Here is a 19,961-nt window from a genome sequence, read left to right as displayed (position 1 = left end):
CATCGCCGGGGGGTGGTCAGTGCTGGGAGGCCCCGAGGTCCAGATCGCGGGGCGTGAGGAACCAGATCACCACCGCGGCGACCAGGATGATGGCCCCGCCGTACAGGCTGGTCTGGGTGAGGGAGTCGGTGAAGGCCCGCTTGGCCTGCTCGGCCAGGGCGGCCGAGCCGCTCTCGCGGGCCACCGCCAGCGCTCCGCCGAGCGACTCGCGCACCACGGCCGGGCTGCCCGGGGGCAGTTCGCCGCGGTAGAGGGTGGCGGCGAGGCTGCCCAGGACGGCGACGCCCAGGGTGCCGCCCACCTCGTAGCTGGTCTCCTCGATGGCGGCGGCGCTGCCCGACTTGGCGGCGGGCGTGCCGGACATGATGACCGCCGAGGCGATGGCCAGCGAGCCCATGCCGGCGCCGATGAGCAGCAGCGAGCCGGCCACGGTCAGGTAGGTCAGCGGCGCGGCCCACAGCAGCGCGAAGCCGCCCGCGGCGATCACCAGGCCGCCGGAGAGCACCGTGCGCGCCCCGATGCGCGCGGCGATGGCCGGGGCCAGCGGCGACAGGATGCCCGCGCCGACCGCCATCGGCAGCAGCCGGACGCCGGTCTCCAGCGGCGAGTAGCCCTGGACGAGCTGCATCCACTGCGCCATCAGCAACATCATCGCGGCCATCGCCACCGAGGTGGTCAGCGCGGCGATGACGCCGGAGGAGAAGGCGCCGTTGCGGAAGAGCCGGATCTCCAGCAGCGGGTCGGACCGGTGCAGGCAGCGCCGGACGAACCAGGCCAGCGTCACCACCGCCAGCACGAGCGAGCCCACGGTCAGCGGGTCGACCCCGTCCTTGGCCAGGTGCTTGATCGCGTAGACCAGGGCGACCATGCCCACGATCGACAGCAGCGTGCCGAGGGCGTCCCAGCGGCCGGGGTCCGGGTTGCGCGACTCCGGCAGCAGGATCAGCCCGGCCAGCACCGCGATCGCCATCACGGGCACGTTGACCAGGAAGGCGGCGTGCCAGGTGAAGGCCTCCAGCAGCACGCCGCCGACGATCGGCCCGAGCGCGCCGCCGAGCGCGGCCATGGCCGCCCAGATGCCGAGCGCCGTGGCACGTTCCCGCGCGTCGGTGAACAGGTTACGGATCATCGACAGGGTGGACGGCATGATCATCGCACCGCCGACGCCGAGCAGGGCCCGCACCGCGATCACCTCGGCCGGGCTGTCGGCCCACAGCACCGCGACCGAGGCCAGCCCGAACACCGCGAAGCCGGTGATGAGCATGCGCTTGCGCCCCCACCGGTCGCCCAGCGCGCTCACCGTGACCAGCAGGCCGGCCACGACCAGCGAGTAGATGTCGACCATCCAGAGCAGCTCGATCGCGCCCGGCTTGAGATCGGCCGAGATGTCGGGCAGCGCGACGTTGAGGATGGTCATGTCCATCACGACCAGCAGCAGGCTGGCCGAGAGCACCGCCAGGGCCGCCCAGCGCCGCGCGTGCGGCGGAGCGGTGGTCTCAGTTTTCATGGATCCCCCGGAGAAAGGTTTCGAGCAGGAGGCGGGGCACGTCCCGCCGGGCGACGTCGCCGCGCCGCAGGCTTTCGCGCACGGTGACCAGCAGGCCGAAGAAGACGTTGCTGATCCAGCGCGCGGACATGTCCGGGCGCAGCACGCCGGCCCGCTGGCAGGCCTCGATGAGCAGCACTTCGCGCTCCTCGAGCTCGTGGGCCCGGCGCACCAGGCCCTCGTCGACCTCCATCAGGTGCTCGGTGAGCGCGAAGCCGTGCTCCTCGGCGACCTCGATGTGCTGGGTGATCAGCCGGTGGAGTGCCCGCTCCAGCGTGGCCCGGTCGGTGGCGCCGAGCGCCTCTTCCAGGCCGGCCTCGGCCTGGGCGCGTTCCCAGGCGGCATGCGCCCGCCAGCCGAGCGCGATGATCAGGTCTTCACGGGTGGCGAAGTGCCGGTGCAGGGTGGCGCGGCTGATGCCCGCGGCCTGCGCGATCTGGCCCATGGAGGCGGCCGGCGACCCGTTGAGATGGCGGATCGCCGCAGTGATGATCTGTTCCTTGCTGACGGCCATCTGATGCGACACATCCGTATAATTTGCGACAGTACTGTCTCAGTATATACGGCGGCCTTCCGCGCGGTTATCGTCGGGGGATGGCAATCGGGGACGCCCGCACGCGCATCCTCGACGCGGCCGAGGAGCTCTTCGCGGGCAGCGGGTACGAGGCGACGCCGACCTCGGTGATCGCCGAACAGGCGCGGGTGCCGAAGGGCCTGGTCTTCCACTACTTCCCGAAGAAGATCGACGTCCTGGTGGCCCTGGTCGACGAGCGCACGCTGGTGGAGGAGGGCCGCGACGTGGACGCGGTGCCCGGCGATCCGGCCGGCACGCTGTCCAGGCTGGCCCACCGGCTGCCGCTGCGCGCCTCACCGGCGATGCGGCGCATCCTGTTCCGCGAGGCCGACACGCACGTGTCGGCCAAGGAGCGCATCGGCCGGCTCAACGGCGAGCTGATCCGGCGGGCCCGTTTCGCGCTGGAGCTGGCGCTGCCCACCGCCCGGGGCGGTGCGGCCCGGCTGGAGGCGGCCGCGGCCACCTTCGCCGCGGTGCTGCTCTACCAGGAGACGCTGACCCAGCTAACCGGGCACCCCATCGACCTCGACGCGGTGGCGGAACTCATCGCCGGCGGCCTCCTCTAGCGTCACGAGTTCCTTCATCGCGCTGTGCAGGTGACCCAGCAGCCCCTCCGGCTCGGGCACCCGGGTCGGGCAGGAGACCAGCCCGAAGTCGAGCATGCCGTCGTAGGAGAAGCAGGTGATGTTGACCCCGCCGCCCAGGTCGGTCAGCACCGAGATCGGGAAGTACGACAGCACCCGCGCCCCGCACAGGTAGAGCGGGAACTGCGGCCCCGGCACGTTGCTGATCAGGATGTTGATCGGCGGGCAGGCCGAGGCGGCCAGCCGGGAGAGCGGCGCGGTGGCCACCCGGCCCAGCGCCGTCGGCAGCAGCCCGCACAGCTCGGCCAGCCAGTTGCCCTGCGCCATCGCCAGCCGCCGCTTGGCCGTGCCCGTGGCCTCCCGCACCGCGGCCAGCCGCTCGCGCGGCTCGGCCACGTCGGTGGCCAGCGGTACGGCCAGCATCGCGAGCTGGTTGCCCGCCCGGTCGAGCCCCCCGGCGGTACGGCAGGCGACCGGCACGGCGGCCACCAGCGGCTGCTCCGGCAGCGCCTCGCGCTCCTCCAGCCACGAGCGCAGCGCCCCCGCGCACACCGCCATGACCACGTCGTTGACCGTCACCCCGAAGCCCTTGGCGACCTGCTTGACCTCCTTGAGCGGGATCGAGCCGAAGGCCAGCCGCCGCCCCGCGGTGATCGGCCCGTTGAACGGGGTGCGGGGCGCGGCCAGCGGCGGCAGCTCGGGCCGCGGCCGGTCGTCGCCGAGCAGCCGCCGGGCGGCTCCGGCCAGTCGGGCGGCGCCCGGCAGGGCCGACAGCAGGGGGATGGCGTCCAGCTCGCTCGCGGCCACCGCCAGCGAGCGCGCGGTGTTCGCCGGCTGGGCCAGCGCCCCGGTCAGCGCGGCGGTGATCAGCTCGACCGGGTGCGGGCCCTCGGCCCGCCGTCCGGGTGCGGGACGGTCGACGGTGCGCGGCTCGGGGCCGAGGTCGAGGAGGGCGGCGAGGGTCTCGGCGCCGGAGACGCCGTCGATGGCGGCGTGGTGCACCTTGGTGTAGAGCGCCACCCGCCCGCCGGACAGGCCCTTGACCAGGTGCATCTCCCACAGCGGGCGGTCGCGGTCGAGGTGGCGCTCGTGCAGCCGGGCCAGCAGCTCGGCCAGGCGCAGCTCGTCGCCCGGCGCGGGCAGCGTGTGCTCGGCCAGGTGGTGGGACAGGTCGAAGTCGGGATCGGGGGCCCAGTGGGGCCGGTCGAGACCGTACGGCAGGCCGGTCAACCGCTGACTCAGCGCGGGGGACAGGTGCAGGCGCTCGGTGAGGAGCGCCGCCAGGGAGTCCACGGTGACCGCGCCGCCCTCCAGGATCGCGACCCCGGCCACGTGCGCGGCGGTGGTCGGCGACTCGAAGTGGAGAAACTGGGCGTCGAGCGCGGTCAGCTGAGGCATCGCCTCTTCCTCTCGTCGGTGTCGTTCCATCGTGCCCGCGAAGCGTTTCCGCGGCGTTTCCCGCGAGAGTCTTTCAGACGCGTGCGAGTGCTTTACCGGAAGCCGCAGGTCAGCGAAGTGGTGATAAATGCCTATCTGTGAGTCACCCAAACCGGGTGTTGAACAACGGCGTCGAAGTGATATCCGGACGGCTGCCATTCGGCGGCCAGTGGCTGCCCGGCGCCGCTCTCGTCGCGCGCGCGGGCCAGCAGGACGTGCCGGCCGGGGTGCTCGGGACGCCAGGTCACGTGCCACGGCAGCCAGGCTCCGGCCAGGTGGCGGCCCCGGTGCTCGGCCGGCCGCCAGCTCGCGCCGCCGTCCAGGCTGACCTCCACGGCGACGATGCGGCCCGTGCCCGACCACGACCGGCCGCTCAGCAGATGCGGGCGGCCGGCGGCGAATGTCGCGTCCGGGTCCACGGCGAAGGCGCTTTTCACCGGCATGGTGGTGACGTCGCGATAGAAAAGCGTGTTCCACGGAGTGAACAGCGGCCGGGGGGATACTTCGAGCTCGCCGAGCCATTTGATGGACGCGATTCCCGCCCATCCCGGGACGATCAGCCGCGCCGGGAACCCGTGGTCGGGCGGCAGCGGCCGGCCGTTCATCTCGTAGGCGATCAGCACGTCGTCGAGCGCCTTGGCCAGCGGCAGCGGGCGGCGGACGTGGCCGTGCTCCTCGAAGGGCTCGTCCAGGCCGGTGGCCAGCACCTCGCGCGCGTCGGGACGCAGTCCGGCCCGTTCGAGGACGTGCCTCAGCGGCACGCCCCGCCAGCGGGCGACCCCGATCGCGCCCAGGCCCCACTGGGTGCCGGGGGCGGGGCGGCCCTGCTGCGTGCCGTAGAAGCGGCGGCCGTTGCCCGCGCACTCCACGGCGGCGTCGATCGTGCGCGCGGGCATGGCCAGGAGCTGGCCGTAGGTCAGGTCGAGCGCGCCGGCCAGGCCGTCGCCGTGCACGCGCAGCCGCCAGGTGGAGGGCTCGATGAGCGGGGTGGCGGTGTGGTTGCGGACGAAGAAGCGGTCGACGGGCGTGTGGTAACCCTGTCCCGCCATCGCCGCCCAGCGCATCTCCGCGCCCGTCTCCCGCTCGGTGAAGAGCTCCGGGGGGAGTGGCTTGACGATCTTGGGGATGGTCGACGTCGGAGGCCTCATGCTTCTCCTAATTCCCTACCAGCAAACCATCTAATCAAAGCGTGATAGCGACGATAGGGAAAACCTATTTGTCCGGAAATTACGTTGTTTGTCGCCCTTTTGACATGAACGGATCATGGGGCGGCTATGCCGTACCTCTGGAATCTTCCCGTGAAACTCCTGCTCAAGCCCGCTCTCCTGGCGGCAGTCCTGCTCGCGCCCCTGGCCGCCCCCGCCGCCGCGGCCTCCCCGCACGCGGTCACCTTCAACGTGGTCAGCGACATCCAGGGCGACACGGCCGACTTCGGCCGCGCGCTCGACCAGATGCGCGAGATCAACCCCGGCTCCAGCGCGCTGATCGTCAACGGCGACATCACCTCGCGCGGCTACGACTTCGAGTACGACCAGGTCAAGAAGGTGCTGGCCGAGCACCCGCACCCGGCCGACACCTTCTTCACCATCGGCAACCACGAGTTCTACGTGCCAAAGTACTGCGACCCCACCAAGCTGTGCCAGGCCACCTGGCCGAACGGGACCACCGAGGCCCAGCTCTTCCAGAACTTCTACGACTTCACCGGGCTGGACAAGGTCTACTACGAGCGCGTCGTGAACGGCGTGCCCATGCTCATGCTCGGCACCGAGAAGTACATGAAGTACCACGACGCCACCAAGTGGGACGAGGTCTGGATGAGCGAGGAGCAGCTCACCTGGCTCGACCAGCGCCTGGCGTTCTGGGCCCGCCGCGGCAAGCCGGTCTTCGTCTTCTCCCACCACGTCCTGCCGGACACCGTCTCGGGCACCCGCAACAAGCTGTACTCCGCCGACTACCTCCAGGCCGACCGGCTGCTGGCCACGCTCGGCAAGCACAAGGACGCGTTCCTGTTCACCTCGCACACGCACTGGGACCTGAACCTGTCGGACTGGGCCGTGCGCAAGGTCGTGCCGGCCACCGGCAACCTCGAAGGCTTCACCGTGGTGAACACCGGAGCCATGGAGACCCAGTGGACCGACAACGGCACCGGCGGCGAGCGCGCGCTGAGCCGCGACGAGAACGCCGGGCTGCAGGTCGAGGTCACGAACAAGGAGGTCGTGATCAAGGCACGCGACTTCTACCGCGGGACCTGGCTCAAGGAGCTGCGGGTGCCGCTGCACGGCCGGTGCCGCGGCGCCTGCCACTGATCTCCGCGTAGCGTGATCAGTCCCGGCGCAGGAAGGCCAGCAGCCGCTCCAGGGGCCAGGTGTTGATCACGTCGTCCGCGGTCAGCCAGGCGCGCTGGGCGATGCCGATGCCGTAGCGCTGGTGGGCCAGGTGCGGGACGGCGTGCGAGTCGCTGTCGATGGAGAACTTCACGCCGTGGTGGCGCGCCAGCCGTACCAGCTCGGCGGGCAGGTCGGAGCGGTCGGGATAGGAGTCGATCTCCATGGCCGTGCCGGTGCGGGCGGCGGCGCGGAAGACGGCGTCCCAGTCGCAGTCGACGGCCGGGCGCTTGCCGATCTTGCGGGTGGTCGGATGGCCGATGACGTGCACGTCCGGGTTCTCGCAGGCGGCGATGAAGCGCCTGGTCATCTCCTCGCGCGACTGGCCGAAGTGCGAGTGCACCGAGGCCACGCAGACGTCGAAGCCCTGCAGCACCTCGGCCGGCCAGTCCACCGAGCCGTCCGGCGCGATGTTGAGCTCGGTGCCGTGCAGCAGCCGCATGTCCGGGTAGCTCGCCTGGAGCGCGCGCAGCCGGCCGCGCTGCTCCAGGGCCTTGTCCAGCGTCATGCGCTGCATGGTGAGGTCGGGGGCGTGGTCGGTGACCGCGTAGTAGGCGTAGCCGCGCGCGTGCCCGGCGGCGACCATGTCCTCCAGCGAGGCCACGCCGTCGGTGAGGTCGGTGTGGGTGTGCAGGTCGCCCTTGAGGTCGGCCAGCTCCACCAGCACCGGCAGCTCGCCGCGCTGCGCCGCCCGCACCTCGCCGCCGTCCTCCCGCAGGGGCGGCGGCACGTACTGCAGGCCGAGCGCGGCGTAGATGTCCTCCTCCTCGGCGGCGGCCAGCACGCGCTCGCCCTCGAAGAGCCCGTACTCCGAGAGCTTCCAGCCCTTCTTGACGGCGATCTCCCGGATCGCCACGTTGTGCTCCTTGGAGCCGGTGAAGTACTGCATCGCCGCGCCCCACGACTCGCCCGGCACCACCCGCAGGTCCACCTGGAGGCCCGAGGTGGTGCGGATCGAGGTCTTCTTCTCGCCCGCCGCGATCACCTCCGCGACGTACGGCCGGCTCCGGAAGTCCGCCATGATCTCGGGACCGGCCACGGCGAGGATGTCGATGTCGCCGATGGTGTCCTTCATCCGGCGCAACGAGCCTGCGTAGGCGATGCGCTCGGCGCTCAGCGAAGCCATCACCTGCTCGGCCAGGTTCATGGCCACGCCGATGTGCACCCGGCGGCCGGACTGCTCCAGTTGCTCGATGCCGTGCAGCAGGTTGGCCAGCGTCTTCGGGCCCAGGCCCTTGACCCCGTCGAGCCGCCCGCCGGTGATCGCCTCGGCCAGGGCGGCGGGGGAGTCGATGCCGAAGTCCTCGAACAGCATGATCGCCGTCTTCGGCCCGAGCGAGGGCACCCGCGTCAGGTTCCGCACGCCCGCCGGGACGCGCTCGCGCAGCGCGTCGAGCTGGCGGAAGCTGCCGCGCTCCAGGAACTCCTCCATCTTCAGCGCGATCGCCTCGCCGACGCCCGGCACCGTCCGCACGTTCACCGTGGCGATGTCCTCGGGGAAGCCCGCGATGGCCTTGGCCGCCTTCTGGTAGCTCCGCACCCGGAAGGCGTCGCCCCCGGTCAGCGCGAACAGCTCGGCGTACTCCTGCAGTGCCGCCGACGCCTCGTCATTTGCCCTAGCCATGGACACAGCTTAGGGCGCGTGCAACGCTCGATCATGCGTCGCATCCTCACGGCTCTCTTAGCCACCTTCCTCCTCATCCCCGCGGGAACGGCCGTAGCGGACCCCGGCAAGCCCAAGCGCGAGCACGGCAACGGCCCCGAGCGGAACGAGGAGGCCTCGCTCGTCCAGGAGCAGGTCTCGGCCTTCTCCGCCGACCGGGCCGCCCCCGCGCCGCTCCGGCGCGACCGCGGCTACCCGCGCAAGACGACCCTCCCGATCCCTCCGGAGAACCCCGGTGACGCGGCGATCAAGCTCGGCCTGACGCCCTACCACGCGGTCGCCGGCAAGCTCAACGCCATCCAGGCCCTCGGCGACCGGGTCAGCGCCGAGATCGTCGGCCGCAGCGCCGGCGGGCGCGACCTCTACCTCGTCACCGTGACCGCGCCGGAGAGCGCCGCCGAGGACTGGAAGCAGGAGCTCGGCCGCCGCCTCATCGAGGAGGGCCACAAGCCGCCGCGCGGCTACAAGGCCCCGGTCTACGTCAACTCCAGCATCCACGGCAACGAGTTCGAAGGCGTCGACGCCGCCCTGCGGGTGATCGAGGAGCTGGCCACCAGCACCGCGCCCGACGTGGTGCAGATGCTCAAGACCACCCGCCTGCACTTCAACGTCGTGGCCAACCCCGACGGGCGCATCGTCAACACCCGCGCCAACGGCAACGGCTTCGACCTCAACCGCGACATGATCACCGTCTCGCAGCCCGAGGCCCGGGTCATGCGGCAGATCATGATCGACACCCAGCCGGTGGCCATGATCGACCTGCACGGCTACGTCAACGGCACGCTGGTCGAGCCGACCACCCCGCCGCACGGGGCCAACTACGAGTACGACCTGTTCATCACCAACACCTGGGCCAACGGTCTCAACCTGGAGAGCTCCATCAACGGCCTCGGCTACAAGCCCGAGCCCGACGGCGTGCTGCCGGTCGAGATCCCCTTCCGCGACTACGTCGACGGCTGGGACGACTGGCCGCCCATCTTCACCCCGCAGTACGCCCCCTTCCACGGCGCGGTGATCGCCCAGACCATCGAGGTGCCGCTCCAGGTCAACAACGCCGCCTACACCTCGCTCCCGGTCGAGGAACTGCGCCGGCGCTCGCGCATCAACACCGACATCCACGCCGCCGCCATCCGCGGCACCTACCAGCACGTGGGCAAGAACGGCGCCAAGCTGGTCGCCGACCAGGTCGAGTGGTTCCGCCGCGGCGCGGCCGGCGAGCCGTCCAAGGTCGTGCCGCTGGGCATCGTGCCCGGCTTCGGGCCCGAGGACGTCTACAACACCACCTACCCCCGCGCCTACGTCATCCCCGCCTCCGGCCCGGCCGCGGCGCGGCTGGTCGACTTCCTGGTCGCCAACGACGTCCGCGTCGGCAAGGCGCTGCTGCCCTTCCGCTCCGGCGGCAGCACGCACCCGGCCGGCACCTACGTCGTCGACATGCGCCAGCCCAAGCGCGGCCTGGCCAACGTCATCCTGGAGCGCGGCGCCGACATCAGCCCGCGCGTGGAGGCCATGTACGACATCTCCGGCTGGAGCCACTCGCTGCTGTGGGGCGCTCCCGTGACGCCGGTCACCGAGCGGCTGCGCGTCGTCGCCGCCCCGGTCGCCGCCGCCTCGCCCACCGGTCACGTGCCCTCCGGCGGCGGTGCCCTGGCGCTCAAGGTCGCCGACGGCAAGGACGTCCAGGCCGTCAACGACCTGATCGGCCGGGGTGTCGCGGTCACCTGGGCGGGCGACGGCTCCGCCGTCGTGCCCGCCTCGGCCCGTGCCGCCGCCCGCGAGGTGGCCGACCGCTACGGCGTGCGCTTCACCCGAGCCGGTACGGCAGGCGAGGGCCCGGTCCTGACGCCGGTCCGCATCACCGCCGCCGCCTCGGCCGACGAGCTGTTCACCCTGCGTGAGCTGGGCTTCCGGGTCACCCCGGTGAACACCGCGCTGCTGAACGCGGGCTACGACTGGAGCACCACCGACGTCCTGTACGTCTCCAGCGGCCTGTCCTACGCCGCGCTCAACCCGGCCGCCCGCGCCGCGCTCGACGCCTACCTGGCCTCCGGCGGCGTCGTCACGCGCGGCAACACCGGAGCCGCCTTCAACGCCGCGGCCGGCCTGCTGGCGGCCACGCACGTCGCGGGCAACCCCGACGGCAACGGCGTGGTGCGGATGGCCTCGGGCGAGCACTCGTTCGTCTACTCGCCCCGCTGGTTCACCGACCTCGGGCCCGGCGTGAAGGCCGAGCAGTCCTACGCCACCGACGGCCCCCTGGTCTCCGGCCACTGGCGGGCCACCTCCGCCGGCGCCGGTGGCCCCGAGGCCGCCCGCGGCCAGGCCGCCGTCATCAGCGGCCGGGACGAGCGCGGCGCGGCCGTGGTCGTCTTCGGGACCGAGCCGTTGTTCCGCAACCACCCCAAGGGCCTGTTCGCCCAGGTGGCGGGGGCCCTGTACTGGACCTCGGTCACCTCGGGCCAGACCGTCACCCGCTAGGAGGCTCCCCGTCCCTCGGCCCGGTCGCGCCCGCCGCGACCGGGCCGAGGCGCGTCCACCAGCGCGTCGACGAGCCGGGCGACCAGGGCGCGGGTCTCCTCGAAGGAGGCCTCGCGCAGGGCCGGGGTGTCGAGCAGGGAGCGCATGACGCCCATGCCGAGCAGGAGCGCCCCGGCCAGTTCGGCCCGCAGGGCGGGGTTGTCGCCGCCCATCCGGGCGGCGAACTCGGGCAGGTAGCCCTCGCAGACCTGCGTGCGCACCTGCTCCCGGATGGCCGGCTGCCCGGCCGAGCGCAACATCACCAGCAGCGGGTGGTCGCCGTCGAACTGCTCCCAGCCGGCGAAGACGACCTCGTGCAGCAGCGTGCCGACGACGTCGGAGAGCGGCCGGTCAGGGTCGGCGGCGAGGCCTTCCGGGATCTCCATCCGCACGGCCTCGTCGTGGAGTTGCTCCTTGGAGCCGAAGTAGCGGAAGACCAGCGCGGGGTCGACGCCGACGTCGGCCGCGATGTCGCGGACGCCGGTGCCGTCGAAGCCGTGCCGGGCGAAGCGCAGGCGGGCGGCGTCGAGGAGTTTGGCGCGGGTGGCGGCCTTGTCGCGGCGTCGGTGGTGGTCCATGAAGTCATCATAAGTCATCGAACGTTGACTTATCCAGGCATGCGGCCTAGTCTCCATGTCACCGACCGATGACTTAGAAGGGCTGGGGCATGCGGACCTATGTGATCACTGGCGGCACGGACGGCCTGGGCAAGGGCTTGGGCCTGCACTTCCTGCGGCGCGGCGACCGGGTGATCGCCGTGGCCAGCGGCGCGGCGAAGGGCCAGGCCTTCCTCGCCGAGGCGCGGCGGGCCGGCGCGGCCGACCGGGCGGTGTTCCTCCAGGCCGACCTGAGCACCGTCGCCGGGATGCGGCAGGTGGTCGAGCGGGTGAGCGCGGCCACCGAGGCCGTGGACGGGCTGGTCTTCGGCGCCCAGCGCTTCCGCACCGCCCGCGAGGAGACGGCGGACGGGCTGGAGTTCACCTTCGCGCTCGCCTACCTGAGCCGGTTCGTGCTCGGCCACGGGCTGCTCGGTCACCTCGAACGCGCCGAGGCGCCCGTCGTGCTCAACCTCGCGGGGCCCGGCGGGCTGCCGGGCCGGATCAACTGGGACGACCTCCAGTGGCGCGACGGCTACTCCGGGATGCGCGCGTCGATGCAGGCCTCCCGCTGCAACGACCTGCTCGGCGTCGCCTTCCCGGCCCGGCACCCGGACGCCCGGACACGGTACGTCCTCTACAACCCCGGCTTCGTCGACACCGGCCTCACCGACCCCCTGCCGCAGCCCAAGCGCGCCGCGCTCAAGGTGCTCGCCCGGCTCTTCGCCAAGCCGGTCGGCAAGGCGATCGGGCCGATGCTCGCCCTGATGGACGCCCCGCCGCGGCCCGCCCTCACCGCCTACCTGCGCGGCAAGCCGCTGGAGCCGGCCGGCGAGGACTTCGACCCGGCCGCCGCGGCCCGGCTCGACCACCTGACCACCGGCCTGCTCGACCGCATCCCCGCCCCCCGCTAGCGCGCGCTCAGAACAGGCGGGACAGCAGCGCGCCCTGGCCTCCGGCCAGCACGTGACCCTGCTCCAGCGGAATCCAGAAACACTCCAGCCGGATCGCCGCGCCCCCGCCGCGCTCCTCGCTGGCCCAGCGCTCGGGCGTCTCCTGGTGCAGCGCCAGGTGGAACACGTGCAGCCGCTGGATCTCCCACCGGTACGGCGTGACGTCGTAGTCGGTGACGCCGAGCTTGCGCACGATCGACAGCTCGGTCGGCCCGGTCTCCTCCCGGGCCTCGCGCAGGGCGCCCTCCTCTGGCGTCTCGCCGGCCTCGATCCCGCCGGCGGGCACCTGCACCCCGGCCTCCTCCAGCGGGACGTCCACGTGCCGGAAGACGAGCAACCGGCCGTCGCGGACGATGTAGCAGAGGGCCTTCTCCCTGATGGGCTTGGCGCGGTCGGTCACGGGCTGCCTTTCGCCGGAGGGCCGGCCTGGGCCGGCGGCGGGGAGAAGGCTCCGGCGGCCGCGGCCAGCGCGGCGGTTCTGGCCGCCTGCTCGGGCAGGTCCGCCTCGACCGGCATCCGGAGCAGGACGAGCTGGTGGTAGACCGGCGCGGTGGCCGCGATCAGCAGCCGCCGGGCGTCGGCCCCGGCCGGGACCTCGCCGCGCTCGACCGCCCGCGTCACGATGACCTCGCACCGGGTGTAGCGATCGTCCCACAGCCGCCGTTGCGCCCGCTCGGCCTGCTCCGACCGGAACGAGGCGGCGATCAGCGCGGAGACCACGGGCGGCTCCATGGTCAGCGCCTCCTGGATCTCCCGGTTCAGCGCCGCGAGGTCGCCGGTCAGCGAGCCGGTGTCGGCCGGCTGCCAGCCGTCCTCGCCGGCCGCGTCCAGGAAGTCGGCGAGCAGGCCGCCGACGTCGCCCCACCGCCGGTACACCGTCGCCCGGTGCACGCCGGCCCGGGCGGCGACGGCGTCCATGGTCAGCCCGTCGTAGCCGTGCTCGCCGAGCTCGGCCAGGACGGCGTCGAGCACCTGGGCGCGGGTGCGGGCCGTACGCCCTCCGGGTCTGCGGCGGGCGGGCGGGGCGCTCTGCTCGTGGGGAGTGGTCACGGGGGCATCCGGTTTGCTCGGCGGGCGGCGGGCGTGGCAGGATCTTAATGTAGCACTTGTCGCATTAGCGGGTCGCCCGGCGGTCCCGCACAGGAGGGAACCATCCGTATGTCACGTGTCCCCGCGGATCCGACCGTGCTCCACCCCATGCCCGGCCAGCCGCGGGTGGTGCTGCTCAAGCCCCTGGTCACCTCGCCGCTGATCGAGGTCGGCGAGTTCTCCTACTACGACGACCCGGACGAGCCGACCGCCTTCGAGACCCGCAACGTGCTCTACCACTACGGCCCGGAGAAGCTGGTCATCGGCAAGTTCTGCGCGCTGGGGGAGGGGGTGCGGTTCATCATGAACGGCGCCAACCACCGCATGGACGGCCCCTCGACCTTCCCGTTCCCGATCATGGGCGGGTCGTGGTCGGAGCACTTCGACCTCATCGCCGGGCTGCCGGGGCGGGGGGACACCGTTGTCGGCCACGACGTCTGGTTCGGCTACCGGTCGATGGTGATGCCCGGCGTGCGCATCGGCCACGGGGCGATCATCGCCTCCGGCGCGGTCGTCGTGGACGACGTGCCCGACTACGGCATCGTCGGCGGCAACCCGGCCAAGCTCATCCGCCGCCGCTACAGCGACGCCGACGTCGACCGGCTCCTCGCCATCGCCTGGTGGGACTGGCCGCTCGACCGCATCACCGCCAATCTGCGCACGATCATGTCCGGCAGCGTGGACGCCCTGGAGCAGGCGTCCTGACGCTCAGCTCTTGCGGGCCAGCACCTGGACCGCCCGCGCCGGGTGCCCGTTCATCGTGGTGACCTCGATCCGGCGCTCGTCCACCACCTCGACCTCCGCCAGCAGCGCGCGCAGGTGGCCGAGGTCGTGGTGCCGGCAGACCGCCCCTTCACCGGTCACGAACGCCCCGTACGGCAGGCCGCCCCGCGCCGCCTGGGCGGCGTAGCGGTCCCGGTTGCGCCGGTCGTCCTGCAGCAGCAGGTCGCTCACGTACAGCAGCCCGCCCGGCGCCAGCACCCGGACCAGCTCCGCCACCATGGCCCGCTGCGCCTCGTCCTCGGGCACGCACGTCAGCACCGCGAACAACAGGACCACGTCCACGCTCCCCGCCGCATGCGGAAGGACGGGCGGCGACTCCAGCACGCTGAGCCGCAGCCCGTCCTTCCGCCCCCGAGCGACCAACGCCGGCGAGATGTCCACCCCGGAGACGTCCCGGAACCCGTGCTCGCCCAACTCGGCCACCACGCGCCCGTACCCGCACCCGTAGTCCAGGACCCGCGCCCCCCGATCCACCCCGGCTAGCCACTGGTGCTGCACCGGGTGGGTGAACGTCTTCCCCGCCCCCACCCCGTTCCAGTACGCCTTCTGGCTCACGGCACCTCACCTGACGGACCGCCCCCGACGGGCTGTGGACGGTGGAGATCAGGAGCGGACCGGGCGTGGGGTGTACGGCTCGGCGAGGAAGGCGAGTTCCTTGTCCGTGAGCCGGACCGAGGCGGCGGCCACCGCGTCGTCGACGTGCCGGTCCTTGGTGGCGCCGATGATGGGCGCGGTGACGGCCGGCTGGTGGAGGAGCCAGGCGAGGGCGATCTGGGCGGCGGGCAGGGAGCGCTCACGGGAGACCTGGGCGAGCCGGTCGAGGATGGCCGCGTCGTTCTCGGCGTCGTAGAGGTACTCGATGCGCTGCGCGTCCCTGCTGGTGGCGCGGGCCGTACCGGAGGCGGAGGAGGAGCCCGCACGGGCCAGGACGCCGCGGGCGAGCGGCGACCACGGGATGGCCCCCACGCCCTGGTCCAGGCAGAGCGGCAACATCTCGCGCTCCTCCTCGCGGTAGAGCAGGTTGTAGTGGTTCTGCATGGAGACGAAGCGCGTCCAGCCGTTGGCCGAGGCGGTGTACTGGGCCTTGGAGAACTGCCAGGCGGCCATGGAGGAGGCGCCGATGTAGCGGGCCTTGCCGGAGCGGACCACGTCGTGGAGCGCCTCCATGGTCTCCTCGATCGGCGTCTCCTCGTCGAAGCGGTGGATCTGGTAGAGGTCGACGTAGTCGGTGCCGAGCCGGTCGAGGGAGGCGTCGATGGCGGACATGATGTGCTTGCGCGACAGGCCGCCGTCGTTGGCCGCCTTGCCCATGGGGAAGTAGACCTTGGTCGCCAGGACGTACTCCTCCCGCCGGGGGAAGAGCTTGCGCAGCAGGCTGCCGGTGACGCGCTCGGACTGCCCGGCGCTGTAGACGTCGGCGGTGTCGAAGAAGGTGATCCCCGACTCCACGGCGCGACGCACGATCGGCTCGGCCTGCTCCTCGGTGAGCGACCACTCGAGCCTGGCCGGATCGCCGTAGCTCATCATGCCCAGGCAGATGGGGGAGACCTTCAGGCCGCTGTTTCCAAGTCGGATGGAGTCCATGCGCCGATGGTAGAGGGCGCCCTTCGAGAGGTTCGCGTTAGATGGGGCGGTTTGGAGGAAGAGGGAGGCGCGCGGGCCCCAGCCCCGCAGCACACGGCTCAATCCCTGCACCGCACCACTTCCAGCCAAGAGACGGTACGGCAGGCGAACCAGGCGTGCCCGGCCAGTGCCGGACACGTGGTCCGCCGCGGCGTGCCGTACCCCTGGCGAGGGAAGAGAAGCGCCAGGGCACAAGGGAACAGTGGAGTGCACGCGAAGGGAACCGATGGACGGAACCTCCGCGCCGCGTTCGGTGGGGATCGCAGCGTTGTCGCCGATCTGGTTATGCGGGCTCACCTGGGGAGCCGGGGCCTTCTGGCTCGTCGGCAGGACCTTGGTGGAGCTCGCCGGAAGCTGGGGCGAGGTGGCCGCGGGGGCGGCGGGGCTGGCGGGGGTGCTGGTCCTGCACGCCCTGATCGTGGCCAGGGTGGTCAAGCACCGCAGGGTGCCGTGGTGGACGGTGGGGGCGCAGGCGGTGCTCACGTGGGCGCCGCTGTGGGTGTGGGGCGAGGGGTGGGCGCCGGTGGGGTGCCTGCTGGCGGGCGGGCTGTTCGTGCTGGCGGACCGCACGCGGGCGTGGTGGCCGCTGGCGGCGGCGCTGGGCTGCGGCCCGGTGCTGGCGCTGGCGCCCGGGCCGCTGTCGCCGTGGGTGGCGGGGGTGCCGGTGGCGGGGCTGGCGGAGTACGCGCTGATCATCCTGGCGATGCGCACGCACTGCCTGGGCGCGGTGCGGGGGCAGCAGGTGGGGGAGGCGGTCCAGCAGGAGCGCCGCCGGCTGACCCGGGACCTGCACGATCTGGTGGGGCACCGGCTGACCGTGCTGGTGCTCAAGATCGAGCTGCTGCAGCGGCTGGTCGCCTCGGCGGGGGACGCGAAGGTGGCGGCGGCGGTGGCGGAGGCGCTGGAGCTGGTGCGCGGGGTGACCGGGGACGTCCGGTCGGTCGCGCACGGGCTGCGGCTGCCGTCCCTGGAGGCGGAGCTGAACTCGGCGCGTTCGGTGCTGGAGTCGGCGGGGGTGAGCTGCCGGGTGCGGATGAGCTGCGAGGAGGTGCCGCGCCCGGTCTCGGAGGTGCTCACGCACGTGCTGCGGGAGGGGGTGACGAACATCCTGCGGCACACCTCGGCGAAGGAATGCGCCATCTGGCTGTCGGAGCGTGAAGGAACGTTCCACCTGTCGATGGTCAACGACGGCGCCCGCTCGGCCGGCCCGGCCGGGCACGGGCTGCTCAACCTGCGCGAGAAGGTGACCGAGGCGGGCGGCCGGTTCGAGGCCACGAGGCTGCCACATGCGGTTTTCTGGATATCCACCCACATCACACACCAGCATGTGTAAAACACACAATTGGCCGGTGAATAACTAGCCGTCACCTGATGTGCCATGGCGTAGACCCGACACCTCCCCATTCGACATTCTCGTAACAAGTCGAGATTGGGAGGTGGCAAGCATGGCGCAATACGAACTTTATTGTCTGGCTGACCAGCACTTCTACGACGTGCTCGACAGCGAGGCCACGCCCGAGGCGCAATTCGCCGCCGCCAGAAAACCCCTTCCCGACGGCTGGGCGCATTACGCGAGCGACACCTGGCTCTATTACGCCCCCACCGGCCAGGACCCGCTGCCCGCCCAGGGCTGGAAGATCCACGTGTCCGCCCGCCTGGACGACGCCGAGCGGGCGGTGGAGACGGTGCGTGACTACTGCGTGGCCCGGGGCATCGCCTTCAAGTTCCTGCGCGGTCCGGCCGTGCTGGTGATGCTCAACTCCAAGGCCGCCTCCCGCGCCTCCAGCGGCAAGCTGCTCACGCTCTACCCGCGCGACGAGGCCGAGCTGGAGCTGACGCTCAAGGACCTCGACGAGGCGCTGCGCGGCGTCGAGGGCCCGTACATCCTCAGCGACCTGCGCTACGGCGAGGGCCCGCTGTTCGTCCGCTACGGCGGCTTCGCCGAGCGGCACGTGCTGTCCGGCAGCGGCGACCGCGTCCTGGCCGTGCTCGACGGCGAGGGCAAGGCGGTCCCCGACGTGCGGAACGCGGTCTTCACCGTCCCTGAGTGGGTGAGCCTGCCCGCCTTCCTGCGCCCCCACCTGGAGGCCCGCGACGCGGTGCGGGTGGACGGCCTGCCGTACCGGATCGAGTCGGTGCTGCACTTCTCCAACGGCGGCGGCGTCTACCTGGCCGAGGACACCCGCAGCGGCGAGCGCGTGGTGCTGAAGGAGGCCCGCCCGCACGCCGGCCTGGACGCGGCCGGCCGCGACGCGGTGGCCCGGCTGACCCACGAGCGGATGATCCTGGAGCGCCTGGCCGGCCTGGAGGCGGTGCCCCGGCTGCTGGACCACTTCACCCTGGGCGAGCACCACTTCCTCGTCGAGGAGTTCGTGGACGGCGTCACCCTCCAGCGCCGGCTGGTCCGCCGCTTCCCGCTGACCTGGGCCACCTGCGGCCCGGACGAGCTGGCCGAGTACACCGGCTGGGCGCTGGAGACGCTGGAGCGGGTCGAGGCGGCGGTGGCGCAACTGCACTCGCGCGGCGTCGTCTTCGGCGACCTGCACCCGGACAACATCCTGCTCACCGAGGACGGCAGGACCGTCCTGATCGACTTCGAGGTGGCGACCCTCGCCGACGAGCGCGGCCGCTCCGCGCTGGCGCATCCGGCCTTCGCGCCGCCCGCCGACCGGCACGGCACCGAGGTGGACGCCTACGCGCTGGCGGCGCTGCGGCTGGGCCTGTTCGCCCCGCAGTGCACGATCATGCTGCCGCTCGACCGCGGCAAGGCCCGCCACCTCGGCGAGGTGGTCACCGGCGCCTTCCCGCTCACGCGCGGCGCCCTGGCCCCGGCGGTCGAGACGCTGGCCGGCGACGCGGTCTGGAAGGCGCCGCCGATGCCCGGCGAGGCCGCCTGGCCCGACCTGCGCGCGGCGCTGGGCAAGGCCATCGCGGCCAGCGCCACCCCGCACCGGGACGACCGGCTCTTCCCCGGCGACATCGCCCAGTTCGAGCCGGGCCGGGCCCTCAGCCTGGCGCACGGCGCGGCGGGCGTGCTCTACGCGCTGCACGCCGCCGGGCTCGCGCCGCTGCACACCGAGTGGCTCGTCGAACGCGCCACCCGGCCCCCGGCGGCCGGCTCCGGGCTCGGGCTCTACGACGGGCTGCACGGCATCGCCTACGTCCTCGACCTGCTCGGCCACCGCGAACAGGCGCTCGACGTGCTCGGCGTCGCGCTGCGCGAGAACTGGCACGAGCTGGAGTCCGCGCTCTTCTCCGGCCTGTCCGGCATCGGGCTCACCCTCTTCCACCTGGGCTTCGACGATCTCGCGAGCCAGGCGGTGCAGCTGTGCGCGGACCGGCTCGGCGGGGTGACCGACGTGCCCGAGCTCAGCGGCGGGACCCACCCGCGCGCCGGGCTGATGCACGGCTCCAGCGGACCCGCCCTGCTCTTCCTGCACGCCTACGAGCGCACCGGCGACGCCGCCCTGCTCGACCTCGCCGGCACCGCGCTCCGCCAGGACCTGCGCCGCTGCAAGCACGCCGAGGACGGCTCGCTCCAGGTCAACCAGGGCTGGCGGCTGCTGCCCTACCTGGACGAGGGCTCGGCCGGCATCGCGCTCGTGCTCGCCCGCTACCTGGCCCACCGGCCCGACGAGGAACTCGCCGTCGCGCTGGCCGAGCTCGGGCTGGTCGCGCGCTCCGGCTACTTCGTCCAGCCCGGCCTGTTCACCGGCCGCGCCGGCATCGTCGCCGCCTTCGGCGCCCAGCCCGCCGGGCTGCGCTGGCACGCCCTGCCGTACGGCGGCGGGCTGGCCTTCCCCGGCGACCAACTGCTGCGCCTGTCCATGGATCTGGCAACCGGTACGGCGGGCGTCCTGCTCGCCCTGGCCGCCCACCAGCCGGAACGGCGGGCCTGCCTGCCGTTCCTCGAGCCGCCTGCCCGGCGGCCTGCCCGTCACGAAACCCGGAAGGAGGTGTAGACGGATGTCCCTTCTCGACCTTCAGGGTCTGGAGGCTCCCGCGAGCTCGGACGTCGCCAGCGGCGGCAGCACCCTCACGGCCCTCACGTGTCACTCTGGCAAGCCGAGCAACCTGAGCGTCGCTCTCTGCCACTGATCGGATGACCTGGCCCCGGGGTGCGCGCGCCCCGGGGCCGCATCCGTTCCGGAACCCCCCCGACCCGGCCTCTTGCCGGGTTCCGGAACCCCGTCCCGGCCTCTTCCCGGAAGG

At 72.4% G+C, this 19,961-nt stretch carries 18 protein-coding genes; 8 read left to right on the top strand and 10 right to left on the bottom strand.

Annotation, left to right across the window (positions count from 1 at the left end):
- Positions 1–16 precede the first annotated feature (16 nt).
- Together AB0I67_RS26590 and AB0I67_RS26585 are read right to left on the bottom strand one after the other, a co-directional pair.
- Positions 17–1,507 carry an MFS transporter gene (locus tag AB0I67_RS26590; RefSeq protein WP_357928305.1) on the bottom strand — a complete coding sequence of 497 codons (1,491 nt, stop codon included), beginning with the start codon at positions 1,505–1,507 and terminating at the stop codon, positions 17–19.
- On the bottom strand, positions 1,497–2,072 hold the full coding sequence (locus AB0I67_RS26585; protein WP_357928302.1) for a helix-turn-helix domain-containing protein: 576 nt from the start codon (positions 2,070–2,072) through the stop codon (positions 1,497–1,499). The genes AB0I67_RS26590 and AB0I67_RS26585 overlap by 11 nt, the downstream gene beginning before the upstream one ends.
- A 68-nt stretch (positions 2,073–2,140) precedes the next feature.
- Here AB0I67_RS26585 and AB0I67_RS26580 point away from each other — a divergent pair, with 68 nt between their 5' ends.
- Positions 2,141–2,686 (top strand): helix-turn-helix domain-containing protein, encoded by a 546-nt coding sequence (locus AB0I67_RS26580; RefSeq protein WP_357928299.1) that lies wholly within the window; start codon positions 2,141–2,143, stop codon positions 2,684–2,686.
- Here AB0I67_RS26580 and AB0I67_RS26575 read toward each other — a convergent pair.
- Together AB0I67_RS26575 and AB0I67_RS26570 are read right to left on the bottom strand one after the other, a co-directional pair.
- Positions 2,624–4,102, bottom strand: a complete 1,479-nt coding sequence (locus AB0I67_RS26575; RefSeq protein ID WP_357928296.1) for a wax ester/triacylglycerol synthase family O-acyltransferase — start codon at positions 4,100–4,102, stop codon at positions 2,624–2,626. The genes AB0I67_RS26580 and AB0I67_RS26575 overlap by 63 nt on opposite strands.
- 131 nt (positions 4,103–4,233) lie before the next feature.
- Positions 4,234–5,289, bottom strand: a complete 1,056-nt coding sequence (locus AB0I67_RS26570; RefSeq protein WP_357928293.1) for a sulfite oxidase — start codon at positions 5,287–5,289, stop codon at positions 4,234–4,236.
- 150 nt (positions 5,290–5,439) lie between these two features.
- On the opposite strand from AB0I67_RS26570, the gene AB0I67_RS26565 reads away from it, so the two are divergent.
- Positions 5,440–6,447 carry a DUF4073 domain-containing protein gene (locus tag AB0I67_RS26565; RefSeq protein ID WP_357928290.1) on the top strand — a complete coding sequence of 336 codons (1,008 nt, stop codon included), beginning with the start codon at positions 5,440–5,442 and terminating at the stop codon, positions 6,445–6,447.
- 16 nt (positions 6,448–6,463) lie between these two features.
- On the opposite strand, the gene polX is transcribed toward AB0I67_RS26565, so the two are convergent.
- The gene (polX, locus tag AB0I67_RS26560; RefSeq protein WP_357928289.1) at positions 6,464–8,149 is read right to left on the bottom strand and encodes a DNA polymerase/3'-5' exonuclease PolX; all 1,686 of its coding nucleotides are present in this window, start codon (positions 8,147–8,149) and stop codon (positions 6,464–6,466) included.
- A gap of 33 nt (positions 8,150–8,182) precedes the next feature.
- Between polX and AB0I67_RS26555 the strand changes: the two genes are divergently transcribed.
- Positions 8,183–10,666, top strand: a complete 2,484-nt coding sequence (locus tag AB0I67_RS26555; protein WP_357928286.1) for a M14 family zinc carboxypeptidase — start codon at positions 8,183–8,185, stop codon at positions 10,664–10,666.
- Here the strand turns inward: AB0I67_RS26555 and AB0I67_RS26550 are convergent.
- Positions 10,663–11,283 (bottom strand): TetR family transcriptional regulator, encoded by a 621-nt coding sequence (locus AB0I67_RS26550; RefSeq protein ID WP_357928284.1) that lies wholly within the window; start codon positions 11,281–11,283, stop codon positions 10,663–10,665. The two genes, AB0I67_RS26555 and AB0I67_RS26550, sit on opposite strands and share 4 nt — an antisense overlap.
- A gap of 89 nt (positions 11,284–11,372) precedes the next feature.
- On the opposite strand from AB0I67_RS26550, the gene AB0I67_RS26545 reads away from it, so the two are divergent.
- Entirely contained in the window at positions 11,373–12,215 is an 843-nt protein-coding gene (locus tag AB0I67_RS26545; protein ID WP_357928281.1) for an SDR family NAD(P)-dependent oxidoreductase, read from the top strand.
- Between the two features lie 7 nt (positions 12,216–12,222).
- On the opposite strand, the gene AB0I67_RS26540 is transcribed toward AB0I67_RS26545, so the two are convergent.
- Together AB0I67_RS26540 and AB0I67_RS26535 are read right to left on the bottom strand one after the other, a co-directional pair.
- On the bottom strand, positions 12,223–12,654 hold the full coding sequence (locus AB0I67_RS26540; RefSeq protein ID WP_357928278.1) for an NUDIX domain-containing protein: 432 nt from the start codon (positions 12,652–12,654) through the stop codon (positions 12,223–12,225).
- Positions 12,651–13,304 (bottom strand): TetR/AcrR family transcriptional regulator, encoded by a 654-nt coding sequence (locus AB0I67_RS26535; RefSeq protein WP_357928275.1) that lies wholly within the window; start codon positions 13,302–13,304, stop codon positions 12,651–12,653. Before AB0I67_RS26535 ends, AB0I67_RS26540 begins: the two co-directional genes overlap by 4 nt.
- Before the next feature lie 108 nt (positions 13,305–13,412).
- On the opposite strand from AB0I67_RS26535, the gene AB0I67_RS26530 reads away from it, so the two are divergent.
- Entirely contained in the window at positions 13,413–14,048 is a 636-nt protein-coding gene (locus AB0I67_RS26530; protein ID WP_357928273.1) for a CatB-related O-acetyltransferase, read from the top strand.
- 3 nt (positions 14,049–14,051) lie between these two features.
- Here AB0I67_RS26530 and AB0I67_RS26525 read toward each other — a convergent pair whose 3' ends face one another.
- Positions 14,052–14,681 carry a class I SAM-dependent methyltransferase gene (locus AB0I67_RS26525; protein ID WP_357928270.1) on the bottom strand — a complete coding sequence of 210 codons (630 nt, stop codon included), beginning with the start codon at positions 14,679–14,681 and terminating at the stop codon, positions 14,052–14,054.
- A 48-nt stretch (positions 14,682–14,729) separates the two neighbouring features.
- Complete coding sequence (locus AB0I67_RS26520) at positions 14,730–15,710, bottom strand: aldo/keto reductase (protein WP_357928268.1); 981 nt, start codon at positions 15,708–15,710, stop codon at positions 14,730–14,732.
- Positions 15,711–15,975: 265 nt separating this feature from the next.
- Here AB0I67_RS26520 and AB0I67_RS26515 point away from each other — a divergent pair, with 265 nt between their 5' ends.
- From AB0I67_RS26515 to AB0I67_RS26505, 3 genes are all read left to right on the top strand, one after another.
- On the top strand, positions 15,976–17,082 hold the full coding sequence (locus tag AB0I67_RS26515; protein ID WP_357928265.1) for a histidine kinase: 1,107 nt from the start codon (positions 15,976–15,978) through the stop codon (positions 17,080–17,082).
- Between the two features lie 112 nt (positions 17,083–17,194).
- Positions 17,195–19,711 (top strand): class III lanthionine synthetase LanKC, encoded by a 2,517-nt coding sequence (gene lanKC / locus AB0I67_RS26510; protein ID WP_357928263.1) that lies wholly within the window; start codon positions 17,195–17,197, stop codon positions 19,709–19,711.
- Positions 19,712–19,715: 4 nt separating this feature from the next.
- Entirely contained in the window at positions 19,716–19,847 is a 132-nt protein-coding gene (locus AB0I67_RS26505; RefSeq protein WP_357928260.1) for a SapB/AmfS family lanthipeptide, read from the top strand.
- Positions 19,848–19,961 lie beyond the last annotated feature (114 nt).

The sequence above is a fragment of the Nonomuraea sp. NPDC050310 genome, assembly GCF_040655795.1.
GTDB lineage: Bacteria > Actinomycetota > Actinomycetes > Streptosporangiales > Streptosporangiaceae > Nonomuraea.
This window is presented reverse-complemented; position numbering and strand designations above follow the sequence as displayed.